The 15349-nt window shown below is 38.1% G+C and carries 15 protein-coding genes; all 15 read right to left on the bottom strand.

Going from position 1 to position 15349, the window contains the following annotated elements; all coding sequences use genetic code 11:
* Positions 1 to 9: 9 nt before the first annotated feature.
* On the bottom strand, positions 10 to 936 hold the full coding sequence (locus IW22_RS07615; RefSeq protein ID WP_034725668.1) for a mevalonate kinase: 927 nt from the start codon (positions 934 to 936) through the stop codon (positions 10 to 12).
* A gap of 296 nt (positions 937 to 1232) precedes the next feature.
* Positions 1233 to 3398, bottom strand: a complete 2166-nt coding sequence (locus IW22_RS07610; protein WP_034725412.1) for a T9SS type A sorting domain-containing protein — start codon at positions 3396 to 3398, stop codon at positions 1233 to 1235.
* 212 nt (positions 3399 to 3610) lie between these two features.
* Positions 3611 to 4003: a DUF3060 domain-containing protein gene (locus IW22_RS07605; protein WP_051891143.1), complete on the bottom strand. Its 393-nt coding sequence runs from the start codon at positions 4001 to 4003 to the stop codon at positions 3611 to 3613.
* Positions 4004 to 4199: 196 nt separating this feature from the next.
* On the bottom strand, positions 4200 to 5690 hold the full coding sequence (locus IW22_RS07600; RefSeq protein WP_034725411.1) for an MFS transporter: 1491 nt from the start codon (positions 5688 to 5690) through the stop codon (positions 4200 to 4202).
* A 106-nt stretch (positions 5691 to 5796) separates the two neighbouring features.
* Entirely contained in the window at positions 5797 to 6975 is a 1179-nt protein-coding gene (locus IW22_RS07595) for an acetyl-CoA C-acyltransferase (RefSeq protein ID WP_034725410.1), read from the bottom strand.
* 58 nt (positions 6976 to 7033) lie between these two features.
* Positions 7034 to 7447 (bottom strand): hypothetical protein, encoded by a 414-nt coding sequence (locus tag IW22_RS07590; protein WP_034725408.1) that lies wholly within the window; start codon positions 7445 to 7447, stop codon positions 7034 to 7036.
* Between the two features lie 11 nt (positions 7448 to 7458).
* A complete protein-coding gene (locus IW22_RS07585; RefSeq protein ID WP_034725407.1) occupies positions 7459 to 7863 on the bottom strand; it encodes a hypothetical protein in 405 nt (134 codons plus the stop codon).
* Positions 7864 to 8012: 149 nt separating this feature from the next.
* Entirely contained in the window at positions 8013 to 9104 is a 1092-nt protein-coding gene (locus IW22_RS07580) for a hypothetical protein (protein ID WP_034725406.1), read from the bottom strand.
* Between the two features lie 82 nt (positions 9105 to 9186).
* Entirely contained in the window at positions 9187 to 9906 is a 720-nt protein-coding gene (locus IW22_RS07575) for a hypothetical protein (protein ID WP_034725404.1), read from the bottom strand.
* On the bottom strand, positions 9872 to 10426 hold the full coding sequence (locus IW22_RS07570) for an RNA polymerase sigma factor (RefSeq protein WP_034725402.1): 555 nt from the start codon (positions 10424 to 10426) through the stop codon (positions 9872 to 9874). Before IW22_RS07570 ends, IW22_RS07575 begins: the two co-directional genes overlap by 35 nt.
* A 115-nt stretch (positions 10427 to 10541) precedes the next feature.
* Positions 10542 to 11924: a nucleoside permease gene (locus IW22_RS07565; protein WP_034725401.1), complete on the bottom strand. Its 1383-nt coding sequence runs from the start codon at positions 11922 to 11924 to the stop codon at positions 10542 to 10544.
* A 22-nt stretch (positions 11925 to 11946) separates the two neighbouring features.
* A complete protein-coding gene (locus IW22_RS07560) occupies positions 11947 to 12546 on the bottom strand; it encodes a bifunctional nuclease family protein (protein ID WP_034725399.1) in 600 nt (199 codons plus the stop codon).
* Positions 12547 to 12752: 206 nt separating this feature from the next.
* Positions 12753 to 13700: an electron transfer flavoprotein subunit alpha/FixB family protein gene (locus IW22_RS07555; RefSeq protein ID WP_034725397.1), complete on the bottom strand. Its 948-nt coding sequence runs from the start codon at positions 13698 to 13700 to the stop codon at positions 12753 to 12755.
* A gap of 41 nt (positions 13701 to 13741) precedes the next feature.
* The gene (locus IW22_RS07550) at positions 13742 to 14488 is read right to left on the bottom strand and encodes an electron transfer flavoprotein subunit beta/FixA family protein (protein ID WP_034725666.1); all 747 of its coding nucleotides are present in this window, start codon (positions 14486 to 14488) and stop codon (positions 13742 to 13744) included.
* Between the two features lie 154 nt (positions 14489 to 14642).
* Positions 14643 to 15347, bottom strand: a complete 705-nt coding sequence (locus IW22_RS07545; RefSeq protein ID WP_034725395.1) for an SDR family oxidoreductase — start codon at positions 15345 to 15347, stop codon at positions 14643 to 14645.
* Positions 15348 to 15349 lie beyond the last annotated feature (2 nt).

The raw sequence follows: 15349 nt of genomic DNA, 5'->3' as shown, positions 1-15349 counted from the left end.
CCAACCTATTTAAAATCTGTAGATCACTTCTTTCTGGAAGCCGTCAAGCATTTTCTCAGCTTTCGCATAGTCTTTGGTGAAACCCAGGATATATCCGCCGCCGCCGCTTCCGCAGAGCTTCAGATAATAGGCATTAGAGTCCAGCCCTTTTTTCCAGATGTTGAAAATACTTTCAGGAATCATCGGACGGAAATGTTCATACGCCCAGTGAGAAAGCTTTTTCAGGTTTCTAAAAAAAGGATTCATATCTTTTTTAAGGAATGATTCTATGCAGGCATTGTTGTAACGGATGAACTCTTCTTTTAATGTCTTACGGAAACCTTCCGTTTTCATTTTTTCAAAGAAGATCTGGATCATTGGTCCGGTTTCGCCCGTGATACCACTATCAATTAAGAAGATAGCTCCTTTTCCTTGCTCCCCATCAGGAATGGAAACCCGGTCTAGGTTTTCTTTATTTTCAATAAGGATTGGCAGGTTCATATAACAGATCAATGGATCCATCCCTGAACTTTTACCATGGAAATAGCTTTCCATTTCTCCGAAAACGGTTTTTAATTTCTTCAGATTATCTTTTGAAATCTGTTCAGGGTCCAGTTTGTTCAGCGCATACTTTTCGAAAATAGCAGCTACCAAAGCTCCTGAACTTCCTACTCCATATCCCTGAGGAATATTGGAATCGAAGAAAAGCCCGGATGTAATATCGTTTTTAAAGCGTTCAATATCCAATTGAAAATCATCAGAAAGATCAAGCGCTGCAAGGAAGTCAGAGTATTTCTGCAGATGTCTGTTGGATTTAAGTTCAAATTCAGAACTCAAATCTGAGAATTTAAGGGTTCCCTTGTAGAAACTGTAAGGTACTACAAGCCCCTGGGAGTCTTCAATCATCCCATATTCTCCGAACAGAATTATTTTTGCATAAAATAGAGGGTTCGTCATTTTGACAATAAATCTTTTTACAAAGTTAAAATTATTCCGCTGAATATAAGCAAAACTCACGCCGAATTCCAATTTATTTATGTATAAAAAGAATTTTTAGCTTCAATACAGCAAAAAAGCCTGATTATTTCAGGCTTTTTTTATTAAGATTGCAAGATGGAAGAAGGATGATGTAAGCTGTATTGGTTTTATCATCTCTAATCATTAACAGCATTTGAAATGGTCAAAATACTGTCTACTTTTTCAATTTTGATTCTCCATAATTTCCTTTCAAGCATCGTGCTTCTTTACTTCTCTTAGTGTTTAATCAGTTTTTTATTCACCGTTTGTTTATCCGTTTCTACCGTCACAATATAATTTCCTGTCTGAATTGACGAAATATTAACTTCCTGCTTATTCCCTTTTAATGAAGAAGCTGAAATGACCAATCTTCCGGATTCATCATAAATTTTATATGATTTTAAACCCTCTTTGGATGAAATAACGATCATATTTTTAGCAGGATTCGGGTAAATACTTATGGTGTTATCGGTTTTAGTAACATCATCAACTCCCAAGACAGCACATGAAAAACCAGCTTTCCAGCCGTTTCCTGTAACGCCGGGATCAGATACAAACCTTACCGTAATAGCTCCTGAGGAATGGGTAGAAGTAAACGGTCCCGGTACTGTATTCCCCGTCAGATTATTTCCGTTGGCAAACAAAGGAGAAGTTGTGGAAGGGCCATTATACACATACATAAAATCATAGTCCTGTTCCAGTGCAAATTCTGTAAAGCTCATTGTAAGGGCTCCGGAAGCCGGATAAAATGTTTTAACGATGGTTTCATTATTTCCGTAGCCTGCAGTTTGGCCACCGGTATCTGTAAACAGAGCACCTGCACACCATGCAGCATCCGTAAGAAATATCTGCGTTCTCTGAAAAGCATTGGATGCAGAACAGTTTGTTCCTACAGACAAATTATAATACGTCGCAGGTTGAAGATTGCTGAAATTAAGTGTCGAAGAGCTTGTATTTCCAGATTCTACAAGTGTTCCATCCATTTTGTTAAGTTTATATTTCCATGCCGTCGAAACAGCATCAGTAAATGCTGCATTGGCTGAAACCTGGGTAATATTTGAAATATTCATTTGGGTAATCGTCGTTCCGCATGCCGTAGTGCAATTGGTTCCCAGACAAGGTTTTGAATCGATAGTACTTCTGATCAAAGCTGCCGGCTGTGGTCCGAAGCCATTACTAAAGCTGATTCCTACTCCTGAAACCAGGTGACAGTAGCTCATGATGGTACCTTTAACTGTTGTGGAAGGAATCGGACCTGTACATCCTTCGCTATAACCAGCCTGAGCTCCACATCCGTCAATGGCTGTATTATTCCCGTTCCAGGCGCAGGCATGCGTGTGAGGAGATCCTAAGCTGTGCCCCATTTCGTGCGTCATCGCCTGAATTGTCCATGAATAAACAGGTACCTCAGAATAAGTTTGAGAAATCCCTGAATACGCGTGTTTGTAAGTTCCGCATAGAGAATTGATGTATGCCACACTGGTCGTAGCCGGAGCATTGATCAGGTGGGCCAGATCCCCGTTAAACGTCTGTCTGTTATTTCTAAAGCTGGAAAGATTCGCATTGGGTGTTCCTGTATAAGGATCCTGAGTGGTCCAGATATAAATTTCATTCAATGCTATTCTGATCTCATCATTGCTGTAAAGTGCGGCAATATTGTTATGCACAGCGGTAAGCCAGTTGGTGGTTGTCGTTACATCAGAATTATTATTTTGATAAGGTTTAAAACATACCTCATAATAAATTCTCACACAGTTTTCTGTCATTGCTTTTTTGCTGGAAGACGGATCATATGAGATATTTTTTGCCTGATTTTCTTTCAGTTCGTCCACCCCGCATACGAAAGGATTAGCTCCTGTCAGTTTAGATTCGGAATAACTTACGAAATCTTCAGAATTTTTTGCCTTTCCAAGAATAACATTTCCCAGTTCAGAAGTAGAAGCTATTCCTACAATATCATTATCAAAGAAACTGAAGGCAGCCACCGAAGTATTGTCCCCTTTTACAATTCCGATGTAGTAAGCACCCGGTGTATAGTTGACGATCTCTCCTTTATTGGTAACCACTTTAAACTCATTCGTGAAAATCTGGTTTTTATAAAGTTCCACGGTAATCTGCTTCCCCCCATCGAATGGAAAACTAATTTCAAGATATTCGGGTTTTTCTTGAACCAGCTTCTTCAGTTCGGTAGATTTTACAGTGATGGCTGTAATGTCTGTCGCTGCTCTTTTGTATTCGGCGAATTTTGGAGAAGTCTTATTGACCTCAAACAGATCATACTTTTGGAAAGTATTTTTTTCGGTATGGAATTCAGTGATTTTTTGCGCAATGGGTCTCAGGCTTTGTGAGAAACCAAAGGCAAAGCATTCCATCAGACACAGAAGTAAAATTTTTTTAATCATTTTTTCATTTAATTAGATCTACAAATAAACAAAAAAAATCAATATTTAGTGAAAAATAAATAATAATTCTATATGATTTTCAAGTAAATCACAACAGATGAATAACGGATTGTAAAAATCTTAATCTGAGACAATAGAATCATATATGAAGCAAACAGGAGCTGAACAATTAAATTCAGCTCCTGTTTTTATCTTTGTCTGGAGATTTTTGATTAGTTTTTCACAGCACTGTTGCCTACTCCTGTCAGAGAAATTTCAGCTTTTCCCGATTTATTGGGAGATGTTTTATAGAAAACTTTATTATTGGATCCTTCCATCTCTATACGGGAAACCTTATCTGCGTATACCGTGTTACCGGAACCTGCTACTTCCAGTTTTCCTGTATAACCCGTGATGGTAATGACATTATCCACCCCTTCTACCGATGCATTTCCTCCATCTGACGAAAAAGTCTGTTTATTTCCCACACCATCAACCTCAATCTTTTTATCACTCTGCTTACTTTTACCATGAGTCGTTGTGGTTTTCGTAGTTGTCTGTGCATAGCTCATATTGATTCCAATTAAAACAATACCTAGAGCCAGTGTTTTTTTCATAATTTTCATATTAATTTATTTTTGAAATCTGATACAATTAAAATGCCAGCTATCTGATTGATTGCTTTTTAACATAAAAAACCTATTCATTCCACGGTCTGACAATTTATAAAAATTATCTGTTTCTTTTTTCCCTCTGTCATTAAATAAAAAAGATGCCTTACACGTAAGACATCTTTATATATTTTGTTAATACCCGTTTTTTTTAAAGGGTATCTTTCTCTTTCAACATATTCACTTTAAGGAAACGGATCAGGACTAAACCTGTCGCGAAAAATAAAGTCATGGAAAGCGCTGCAATACGCATATTATTGAAATGTTCAATCAACGTAGCAAAGATGAATGTTCCGATAATGATTGCTATTTTTTCCAATACATCATAGAAACTGAAATAGGTGGTATTTTCCATAGAGTCTTCCGGAAGAAGTTTTGAATAGGTAGATCTGGACATCGCCTGAAGTCCGCCCATTACCAATCCTACAACCGCTGCTACACCATAGAACTGATATTCTACCGTAGGATTTTCTTTGTTCAGGAAATAAGCCCAAAGACAGGCAACGATCCATAATACAATAGCAATCGAAATCACATTTCTGTTTCCGATTTTTCTTGATAATCTGGAGAATAACACCGCCCCAATGATCGCTTCAATCTGAATCACCAATAACGTTCCGATCAGTTTATCCTGAGCCAGATTGATCTCACTTTTCCCGAATAAAGTCGCCATTAAGAAAATGGTCTGCATCCCTACACTGTAAAAGAAAAAACTGGAAAGGAAGAATTTAAGGTTTTTATCTTTAAATAATACGCCCCCTACTTTGAACAGCTCATGGAAACTTTCCTTGGCAATGTCTTTATAGAAGCTCATATTGTCTTTCAAAACTTCAAAGAAACCTCCTTGCTCTTCGTGCTTTTTAAAGATATTCTTATAGTTTAAAAGCACTAGATCTTTTGGAAGTTTTTCTTTCACATCGCCAAATTGCGGAAGATGCTTGAATGTATATTGGGAGAATCCGAACCACCATGCACCGGTCAGCAGGAAGCTGATTCTTGTAAATAAAAGCTGCTGTGCCGCTCCTTTTGCAAAAACCTGAATCAATACCAGACAGATCACTACCAGGACTACAGAACCTATATAACCATACACATATCCTTTGGCAGAAAGTGCATCCTGCTTATCCCGGGTCGCAATATCCGGCAGGAAGGAGTTGTAAAATACCAGACTTCCCCAGAACCCGACACTCGCCGTAATACTGAAGAGGAGCCCCAGAAATACATTGTGCATCCCAGTAAACATAGCTAATCCCATACATGAGGTAGCCCCAAGATAACAGAAAAACTGCAGAAATGATTTCTTATTTCCAATGGTATCCGCCAGGGAAGACAGGAACGGAGAAAGCAACACTACGATAAAAAACGATATCGTAAGTGAATATCCGTATACCGCATCCGGCTGATATTCTTTACCGAAAATCTTGATCATATGCCTTACAGGAACATCAATCCAGGATTTTGTTTCCTCCACATACTCCTTTTTCTCGTAAGCAGTGGTCAGTATGGAATAATAAATGGGGAAAATAGTGGACGTAATCACCAGTGAATAAACAGAATTCGCCCAGTCGTATACGGCCCAGGCTTTCATAATCCGTGGATTATTTTTTATGTTTTGAGGTTGTTGATTCTCAATTTCAGACATTTCAAATAAATATTAGTAGCACAAAAATAGAAAAACCATTAAGAAATCGATAAGAATTTAGAAAAATTATCGATTCCTTAATGGCAAAATATTTTATAAGAGAATTTTACATATTTTCAATCACGATAGCAGATGCTCCTCCACCACCGTTACAGATCGCTGCAGCGCCGTATTTAGCATTATTTTGCTTCAATACATTGATCAGCGTCACGATGATTCTGGATCCTGAACTTCCCAGTGGATGTCCGATGGCTACTGCTCCTCCGTTTACGTTAACTTTTGATGCATCCAGTCCTAAGATTTTATTATTAGCAAGACCTACTACTGAGAATGCTTCGTTGAATTCAAAGAAATCGATGTCTGAAATCTCTAAACCTGCTTTTTTAAGAGCAATTGGAAGCGCTTTTGCAGGGGCAGTTGTGAAGTTTTCTGGCTCCTGAGCTGCATCTGCGTAAGAAACGATTTTAGCTAAAGGCTTAAGTCCTAATTCTTCCATTTTTTCTTTAGATACAAGGATCAAAGCAGAAGCACCGTCATTTAAAGTAGATGCATTAGCTGCTGTCACTGTCCCGTTTTCTTTTTTGAATACCGTAGGAAGTGTAGGAAGTCTGTCAAAGTTTACTGCTTTGTACTCCTCATCTTCAGCAAAGATAACTGGCTCCCCTTTTCTCTGAGGAATCTCTACAGGAACAACTTCTTCCGTAAATTTCCCTTCGCTCCATGCTTTTGCTGATCTCTTGTAAGATTCAATTGCAAAATTATCCTGATCTTCTCTTGAAATACCATAATCTACAGCACATTTCTCAGCACATACTCCCATATGAACTTTACCGTAAACATCTGTAAGACCATCCAGTACCATTCCATCCTGCATTTTAATATCGCCTAATTTTGTAGCGATTCTTGCATTGTAGTAATGAGGAACTGAAGACATATTTTCCATACCTCCGGCAACGATCACTTCAGCATCACCTGCTTTAATAGCCTGTGCAGCCATAGTCACCGCTTTCATCCCTGAAGCACATACTTTATTGACTGTAGTAGAAGGTGTCTCAATAGACAGACCTGCACCCAATGCCACCTGACGGGCCGGCGCCTGGCCCTCTCCTGCCTGCAGCACATTTCCCATATAGATCTCCTGAACATTTTTCGGATCAAGATTGATTTTATCTAATGCTCCTTTTACAGCAGCAGATCCCAGCTTCGTAGCAGGAACCGTTGAAAGGCTTCCCATAAAACTCCCGATAGGTGTTCTTACTGCGGAAACAATGAATACTTCTTTCATGTGTATTATATTTTACTTTTTTTAACAAAATGCTGCCTTTCGGCCTCATTATACTATTCTATTTTTTAACCTTTATATAAACCACCTCAAACTGATCTTTTTCAATTCTGGAGTGTATCTTCAGTGAATTGTCCTGCGTTTCTACAATTTGATTATTGAAAACATCTCCAATCTGCACCGGATCTGTTTTGTCTGATTTCTCCAGAACAATTGCCTTATAATTACAGTCATCTACAAAAACAAGTGTTGATTTGATATGATCTTTCCCATTATTGAAATATTCCGTCTGAATATTATTTTTAACAGTCATATACCATATTTCTTCAGGATAGTTAGCCCGCAGAAACTTTCCCTCTCTAATACTTTTACATTTGGCAGGCTGGTCCGGCTTATCAAATGTTGTAGACTGAGATTTAGCCTGCGAAAATACCACCATAAATAAAGCTGCTGCTCCGATTTTTAAATGCTTCATATCTATGTATGTTATATCTGTGTACGTTTATTTACTTTTTTACCGCCTATAGCGAATACCATCAGGAAAGCTCCTAAAAACTCTACAGCCCAGCCCCACTTCAGTTTTACAACTCCTGCAAAAGCTTCTCTCCAGGATTTAAACGGCAGAAAGCTGAAATAGTCCAGAGACTGCATTTTCACGGCCACCAATGTGAAAGCAAACAGCAGAATCAATAATACCCCAAAAAACCTTACTACTTTCGCATTGCTGTTCACAATCCCAAAAACAGCACATGCTGCAAAAATCCAGCAGGCAATGGCCAGATAATGATCTAGTTTCCAGTAGTTCCAGTTTCCAATAATCGGAACATGTACAAGCGGCAGAAAACTGCCTGCCACTACTAAAATCAATCCTAATAACTGAATATTTTTCATATTTACTAAAGTGCCAAAATACAAAAAAAAACACACTTATAAACAGTGTGTTTTAAAAACGGATGATTGGCGTACAAACATTCGTTAGCATCAATAAAAATCAATTAAAAATATATTATCTACAATAAACACCGTTTTATATTATGTAATTAAAAAATGATATTAACGAATTCTATACCGATCTGCACTCCGTATTTATTCTTCAGAAGCGCACTGTCATTGAATACAGGTGTAAAATCTTTCTGAACAAATACTTTAAGACTTCCATAGCTGATTCCGAATTTCCCGCCTACGATAAAATCATTCACGCCCTGCATTACTCTTTCTCTTTCTACAATTCTTCTGGAATTTTCGTTGGAATATTTTATATAATTCACACTTCCTAACTTCACACCGCCATACACTCCCACGACAAGGCTTAGCTGTCTTTTTTTGTTGTCAAGGTATTCAACTCCGTTATATTCCACATATTTTGGATTCAATACAAATCTTAAATCTACCGGTACATAAAGGTATGTATTGTTGAACTGGGTTTTCTTCAAATTGCCCCTGTCAAAATCATCTACGAACAAACTGTTGTCTTCCTGTTTGAAAACCTTTCCATATTTAGGAACATACTGGTCAAATCTCATTCCCAGGCCGACACGGTAAAATACAGGGCTTTTAAAGCCTCCCACCTGGCCTTCATATCTCAATGCCATTTGTGAAGAGTTGATGATCGTATTTCTCGTATCAGAATTCTTATCATAAAAATTAAAAGGCTGATTTTTAGAAGTCAAACCGGTTCCCATCATACTGACAGAGAGCTCCACCGTTTTTAAAGAATGCATCGGATTTGTTTTTCTCTTCTGTCCCAGTTTCATATTAAGTCCGTTAAGTCCCACCCACATTTCATTTTTATGAATGCTGTCCCGATCCATAAAGACTGCATTTTTAACCATTTCTTTTGTAGCAGACTGCAGTTCGCTTTGCTGGGCATCCACTTTTTCATTAATGGTTTGCTGATATTTCGAAGCAATTTCAGTACGTTGTTTCTGTTTCTCTTCCGAAGTGATTTTTTTATCTTTAAAATCTTTATCAATCATATCGAGCTCTGCATTCATTTTGGATTTTTCCGAAACCACAATGCTGTCAATTTTCTTTGAATAGATTTTAATCTGCGGGTTCACATTTTGTTTTTCCTGGGCGGTACCGTATGTAAAAGCCATTACAGCAGCCATGAAGATTAGTTTTGTTCTCATATTTATTTTTTTAATTTTTAGACAATATTTTAGCGCTGTCCCTACTTCAGGACAGTATTTTGATTTTATAAAAGTTTAAGATTTATTTAGATTCCAGGTAAACGGTCACTCCCAAAACGGTTACATTTCCTACATTCGGAACCACCTTATCGAACTTGAAAGCTCCCAGTTTCCGTTCATCCTTACTGGCTTTTTCCCTGGCTTTATCAAATTCTCTTCCCAGAAGAAGTTCATCGGGATTGATATAATTTTGTTTTGACTTATTAACTTCCGCAATTACAGGCGTGTTGGATGGAGCAACATTTTCAACTTTTCCCGGATTAACGAAAATATTTTCCGGCTGCTTCAAAGTATGAACTTGTTCTTTATGCTGTATAACCTGAGTCTCTGCTATTTTCTTTTCTTTTGTTGGAGGCAAGTCTTTATCAGAAGTATTTTTTTTGTGATTTTCATTGACTATTTTCACTTCATTCTTCTCAACCGGCTGATCATTCGAAATAACAGATGGTTTTTCAAAATCAGTACCGATTGGATTGACTGTTTTTTCAAGACCTTTTTTCACGGCATAATCCGTTTCCTTATAATCAAATTTCGTTTTATAATTGTTGAAATAAATAAAAGTGCCCGCAGAGATAAACAACAATATCACGGCAGCATATTTCCACCACTGAAAAGACCGTTTTAATGGCGCATCAGACGTTTCATCCAACTTCTTATCCAGTCTGTCCCAAAGATCCTCAGAAGGGCTTCTTTCGAGCCTCTCGTAATCAGACTTTAACTGTTTCAGTATCTCTTTTTTCATTTTCTTTTGCTTTTAAAAATTCTGTAAGCCATTTTTTTGCTTTGCTCAGCTGGCTTTTACTGGTCCCTCCTGAAATATTCAGAATCTCTGCAATCTCCTGATGCTTTTTCTCTTCAAATACATATAAATTGAAAATCAATCTGTATCCCGTTGGCATCTGTGAAAATATTTCCTCAATATTGATTTCCTCCAACCGTTCATCCGTATCTTCATCTGAATAATCATCTGCAATCTCTATATCGGCATACAGGATATTCCTGCTCTTCCTGACAAAGCTTATGGAATCATTCACCACAATTTTCCTCAGCCAAAACGGAAAACTTTTCCAGTCTCTGCATTCATCCAGCTTGGTAAAGCATTTCATAAATGCGTTGATCAGGATATCCTCTGCATCATGGATATTGTTCGTATAAGAATTTGATATGGCCAGCATTTTAGCTGAAAACATCTCATACAGAACTTTCTGGGCCTTACGGTCCTGCTTTTTAGCCATTAAAAAATTCTTTTCGAGATGTTCCATGTATCGGTTTCTATCTATAAGACGGAATTTATTTTAAAAGGTTGCCTGAAAATAAAAAAAATTGCACCTTTTTTCAAAAGTGCAATTTAATATTTTAAAAATCAGTCCGGTAGAATTAATGTTTCACTGAAGAAACTTCTTCCGGATTGTGTTTATGTCTGAATAAAATGGCGAAGAATATAGCCAGAACCAATGCATAGATGGCAAAAGATAACCATATGTTCTGCCAGTCTTTTACCATGACTACAGAAGAAAGTGTCCCGTCTGCATTTACTGCTGAATTGAAACTGTCTTTAAGAATCTGAAGGAACGTTGGATTGTCCGGTGTTGTGTCCAGGTAAGTGGTCAGGTCTGCAACGTTCGTAAACTTATGGGTGAAAAACTTATCAATAGCCCAACCTGCGATGTAACTCCCGAAAAGAGCTCCAAAACCGTTGGTCATCATCATGAATAATCCCTGAGCAGAAGAACGGATCTTTTTATCAGTCGTTGTTTCCACGAAAAGAGAACCTGAAATATTGAAAAAATCAAAGGCCATTCCGTATACGATACATGAGAAGATAATCAGAGAAAGTCCGAATCCGTCCGGAACTCCGTACGCAAAGAACCCAAATCTAAGTACCCATGCCAGCATTGACATCAGCATTACCTTTTTAATTCCGAATTTCTTCAGAAAGAAAGGAATCGCCAAAATAAATAATGTCTCAGATACCTGAGAAATAGACATGATAATTGTAGATCTCTGAACTACAAAAGAATCTGCATATTTTGGAAAATGAGAGAATTCACTTAGGAATACATCTCCATAAGCATTCGTCAGTTGAAGGGCTGCTCCCAAAAGCATTGAAAACAGAAAGAATAAAGCCACTTTATAGCTTCCGAAAAGCTTAAATGCGTTCAGTCCCAACTGTTCCGATAAAGGCGCACTTTTATCAATAAGTTTCTGTGGCGGACATTTTGGTAAAGTCAGCGCATAGATCCCCAAGCATACAGCAATAGCTCCTCCAATATAGAATTGTCCTTCCGTAGCCTTGTTTCCTGTAAGATTGGTAATCCACATCGCTACGATGAACCCAATGGTTCCCCATACACGGATTGGTGGAAAATCTTTCACTACATCGAGGTTACTGTTTTTCAGGATGGTGTAAGAAATGGAATTCGCAAGAGCGATAGTCGGCATGTAAAAACACATTGCCAGAAGCATCAGCCAGAAGAAGGAATTAGGATCAGCGGAATGAGGCAGTATAAAAAGCACAACTCCATAAAGGATGTGCAGGACCGAAAACATGCGTTCTGCATTCACCCAGCGGTCGGCAATGATTCCGGTGATGGTCGGCATAAAAATAGAAGCTATTCCCATTGTTCCGAAAACGGCTCCGAACTGGGTTCCGTCCCAGTGTTTTGTACCGAACCAAAAATTAGCCATCGTAATCAGCCATGCTCCCCAGACAAAAAACTGGAGAAAACTGAGGATGGTCAGTCGTAATTTTAAATTCATAGTTTAGTATAAAGTATCTCTTTTAGTCAATTTTCTTTTTCCTCCTTTTAATTTCTTCCTGAATTTCCAAAGCGGTGTCAAAGTCTTCTTCTTTTACGGCTTCATCGAGTAATTTTTGAAGTTCTTCCATCGATACGGCTTTCAGATTGTCTTCTGACTGTACCGTTTCTGAGAAAGGCTGTTCTTCTTTTGAAACATCTTCCAGTTCCAAAAGGATTCCTGCTTCATTCAAAACCTGTTGAGTGGTGAAAATAGGCGCGTCAAATCTTACAGCCATGGCCACCGCATCTGAGGTTCTTGCATCCAGGATCAGTTCTTCTTCGTTAGCTTTATTTTTGAAATTAATATTGGAAAAAAATACGCCGTCTACGATCTGATAAATGATCACTGAAACCAATTCATAATTGGCTGAAACTATAAATTTTGTGAATAAATCATGGGTAAGCGGACGAGGCGGATGGATGTCTTTTTCCAGTCCAAGAGAGATGGACTGAGCCTCGAAATTTCCTATGACAACAGGTAATTTTATATGTGTCTCTTCATGCTCCAGTAACAAAGCGTACGCCCCCGATTGTGTCTGGCTGTACGATATTCCGCGAATAATTAGCTGCTTATAATCCATAGCTACAAATATAGATTAATTTTTTATTGTGATTTCAGTTTTTTACGCAAAAATAAAAGCCCGGAAAAGCCCGAGCTTTTATTTTTTATGTGTGAAAATTGTGAATAGTGAATGGTCAATTTTACTTCGTAAGTGAATGCATGCTGCAACGTATTGATTTTATTCAATTGACAGCGTAGCGAACTGACAATTCACTATTGACTTTTTTATCCTTTAATTGCTTTAATTTTCTCTGTTAGTGCAGGAATAATCTGGAAAGCATCTCCTACTACCCCGTAATCTGCAGACTTGAAGAATGGTGCTTCAGCGTCGTTGTTGATTACTACAATCGTTTTAGAAGAGTTTACCCCAGCTAAGTGTTGGATAGCTCCAGAAATACCTATTGCGATATAAAGGTTAGGTGAAATTGCTTTACCTGTCTGTCCTACGTGTTCTGTGTGAGGTCTCCAACCGATATCAGAAACAGGCTTAGAACAAGCTGTAGCAGCTCCAAGAACGTTAGCCAGCTCTTCAACCATTCCCCAGTTTTCAGGACCTTTCATCCCTCTTCCTGCAGATACTACTACTTCCGCTTCTTTAAGATCTAATTTACCTGAACTCTGCTCGTGAGAAATCACTTTAGTATCTTCATTCGCTACTGAAAGATTTTTAACTTCTTCAGAACCTGATACTCCATTTTCTTTTACTCCGAAAGCATTTTGAGAAACCGTGATGATCACGCCGCTTCCTTCTGCTTTTGCATGCATGAAACCTTTTCCTGAGAAAGCTCTTCTTTTCACCTGGAACGGAGAAAGGCTTTCAGGAGCTTCCAAAACATTGGTAATTAAAGAATAATTCTTCATTACTGCAAGCATTGGAGCGATAGAAGAAGCGTCTGTCGTGTGAGGGAAAATAATTGTATTTCCGTCCAATACTTCACTTACAGCCTGAGCAAATGCTTTAGCTGAAAAGCTTTTAAGACCTTCGTCTTTGATATTGATCACGTTTGATGCTCCATATTTATACAATAAATCTGAAGAATCTGTAGGGTTTACAGAGATTGCCGTCACAGTGTCTCCTGCCTGGTCTGCAACCGCTTTAGCATAAGAAACTGCTTCAAAAGCTGCTTTTTTGTAAACTCCGTTTATATTTTCTGCGTATACGAATACTGCCATTTTTTTAAAATTTAAAGATTAAAAAATTAAGGATTAAAAGATTAGATTACCTTCGCTTCTTCGTGAAGTAATCTTACCAATTCATCAAGATTGTCAGGAGAAACCATTTTCACAGCTGCTCTTGGTGGAACGCTGTCATAAGATACACCCTGAACTTTCACTTCAGAAGAAGTTGGCTCTGTAACCTGTAAAGGCTTCGTTCTTGCAGACATAATTCCTCTCATGTTCGGGATGATAAGGTCTTTTTCGTCTACCAATCCTTTTTGACCTGCGATTACAGCAGGTAATTTTACTGATATAGTTTCTTTTCCACCTTCAATTTCTCTTACTGCAGTCGCTTCGCTTCCGTTTACATCTAATCCTACAGATGCATTTACGAAAGGCTGGTTCAATAACTGAGCTACCATTCCCGGAACAGATCCTCCATTGTAGTCAATAGATTCTTTTCCACAAAGGATAAGATCATATCCTCCGTTTTGAGCTACAGCAGCAATTTCTTTCGCTGTAGAATAGCTGTCTTTAGGATCAAGGTTTACTCTTACTGCATCATTGGCACCAATAGCTAATGCTTTTCTGATTACCGGTTCTGTAGCAGCATCTCCTACGTTGATCACTGTTACAGTTGCACCCTGAGATTCCTGAAGTTTAACCGCCTTTGTCAATGCAAATTCATCTAAAGGATTGATAACCCACTGAATTCCATTTTTGTCGAAAGCAGACTTATCTGCCGTAAAGTTAATCTTGGAAGTAGTATCTGGAACACTACTGATACAAACTAATATTTTCATGTGTACTATTTTATTTTTTCCCATTAATGCATAAAAAACCTTACTGTTTTATGCTGAGATTTTGTTATATTTTACTTTTGCTAATATAATTAAAAAATATATTATGCATGCATAATACTTATTTTTTTACTATTCAATACATTAAATGCTTTTACTAGGCTGGTTTTGTTGCCCTAAACTCTATCTTGCTGGGCAATACGCGCGGATTCATTTTTAAAATATCGAGCACCAGATTCCCCATATCTTCGGGCTGTATCTTCCAGTTATCTTTTTCGGAAGGAACGTTGCCGTTGAAATTGGTCGCTACGGATCCGGGCATAATAACCGTAGATTTAATGTTGTATTTTCTGAGATCAATCATCGCCGCCTGAGTAAATCCTACCACTCCGAATTTTGAAGCATTATAGCCTGTTCCGTTTTCAAAAAAGTTGGCTCCTGCCAGACTTGATACTGTAATATAATACCCTTCTGTTTTTTTCAATGCTCCTACGGAAGCCTTTAATGTATAGAAAGCCCCGGTCAGATTGGTTTCTATCATATCATTCCATTCTTCGGCTGTCAACTCATCTACAGGTTTGAAGATTCCTAAGCCTGCATTCGCAATGACAAAATCAAGTCTTCCGAATTTTGCGATAGTATATTTTACAGCTTCTTCTTCACTTTCTAGACTTCTTACATCCGAAACTACCCCAAGAACGTTCTCAGAATATTGCCTGAGCTCCTCTTCCGCTTTCTCTACATCATCTCTTTTACGCCCTGAAAAAGCGACTGAGATACCGTTTTCCAACAGTATCTTTGCTATTCCGAAACCTATTCCTTTGGTTCCTCCGGTTATATAAGCTACTTTCTGATCTGACATAT

The organism is Chryseobacterium sp. JM1 (assembly GCF_000737715.1).
Taxonomy (GTDB): domain Bacteria; phylum Bacteroidota; class Bacteroidia; order Flavobacteriales; family Weeksellaceae; genus Chryseobacterium.
This window is presented reverse-complemented; position numbering and strand designations above follow the sequence as displayed.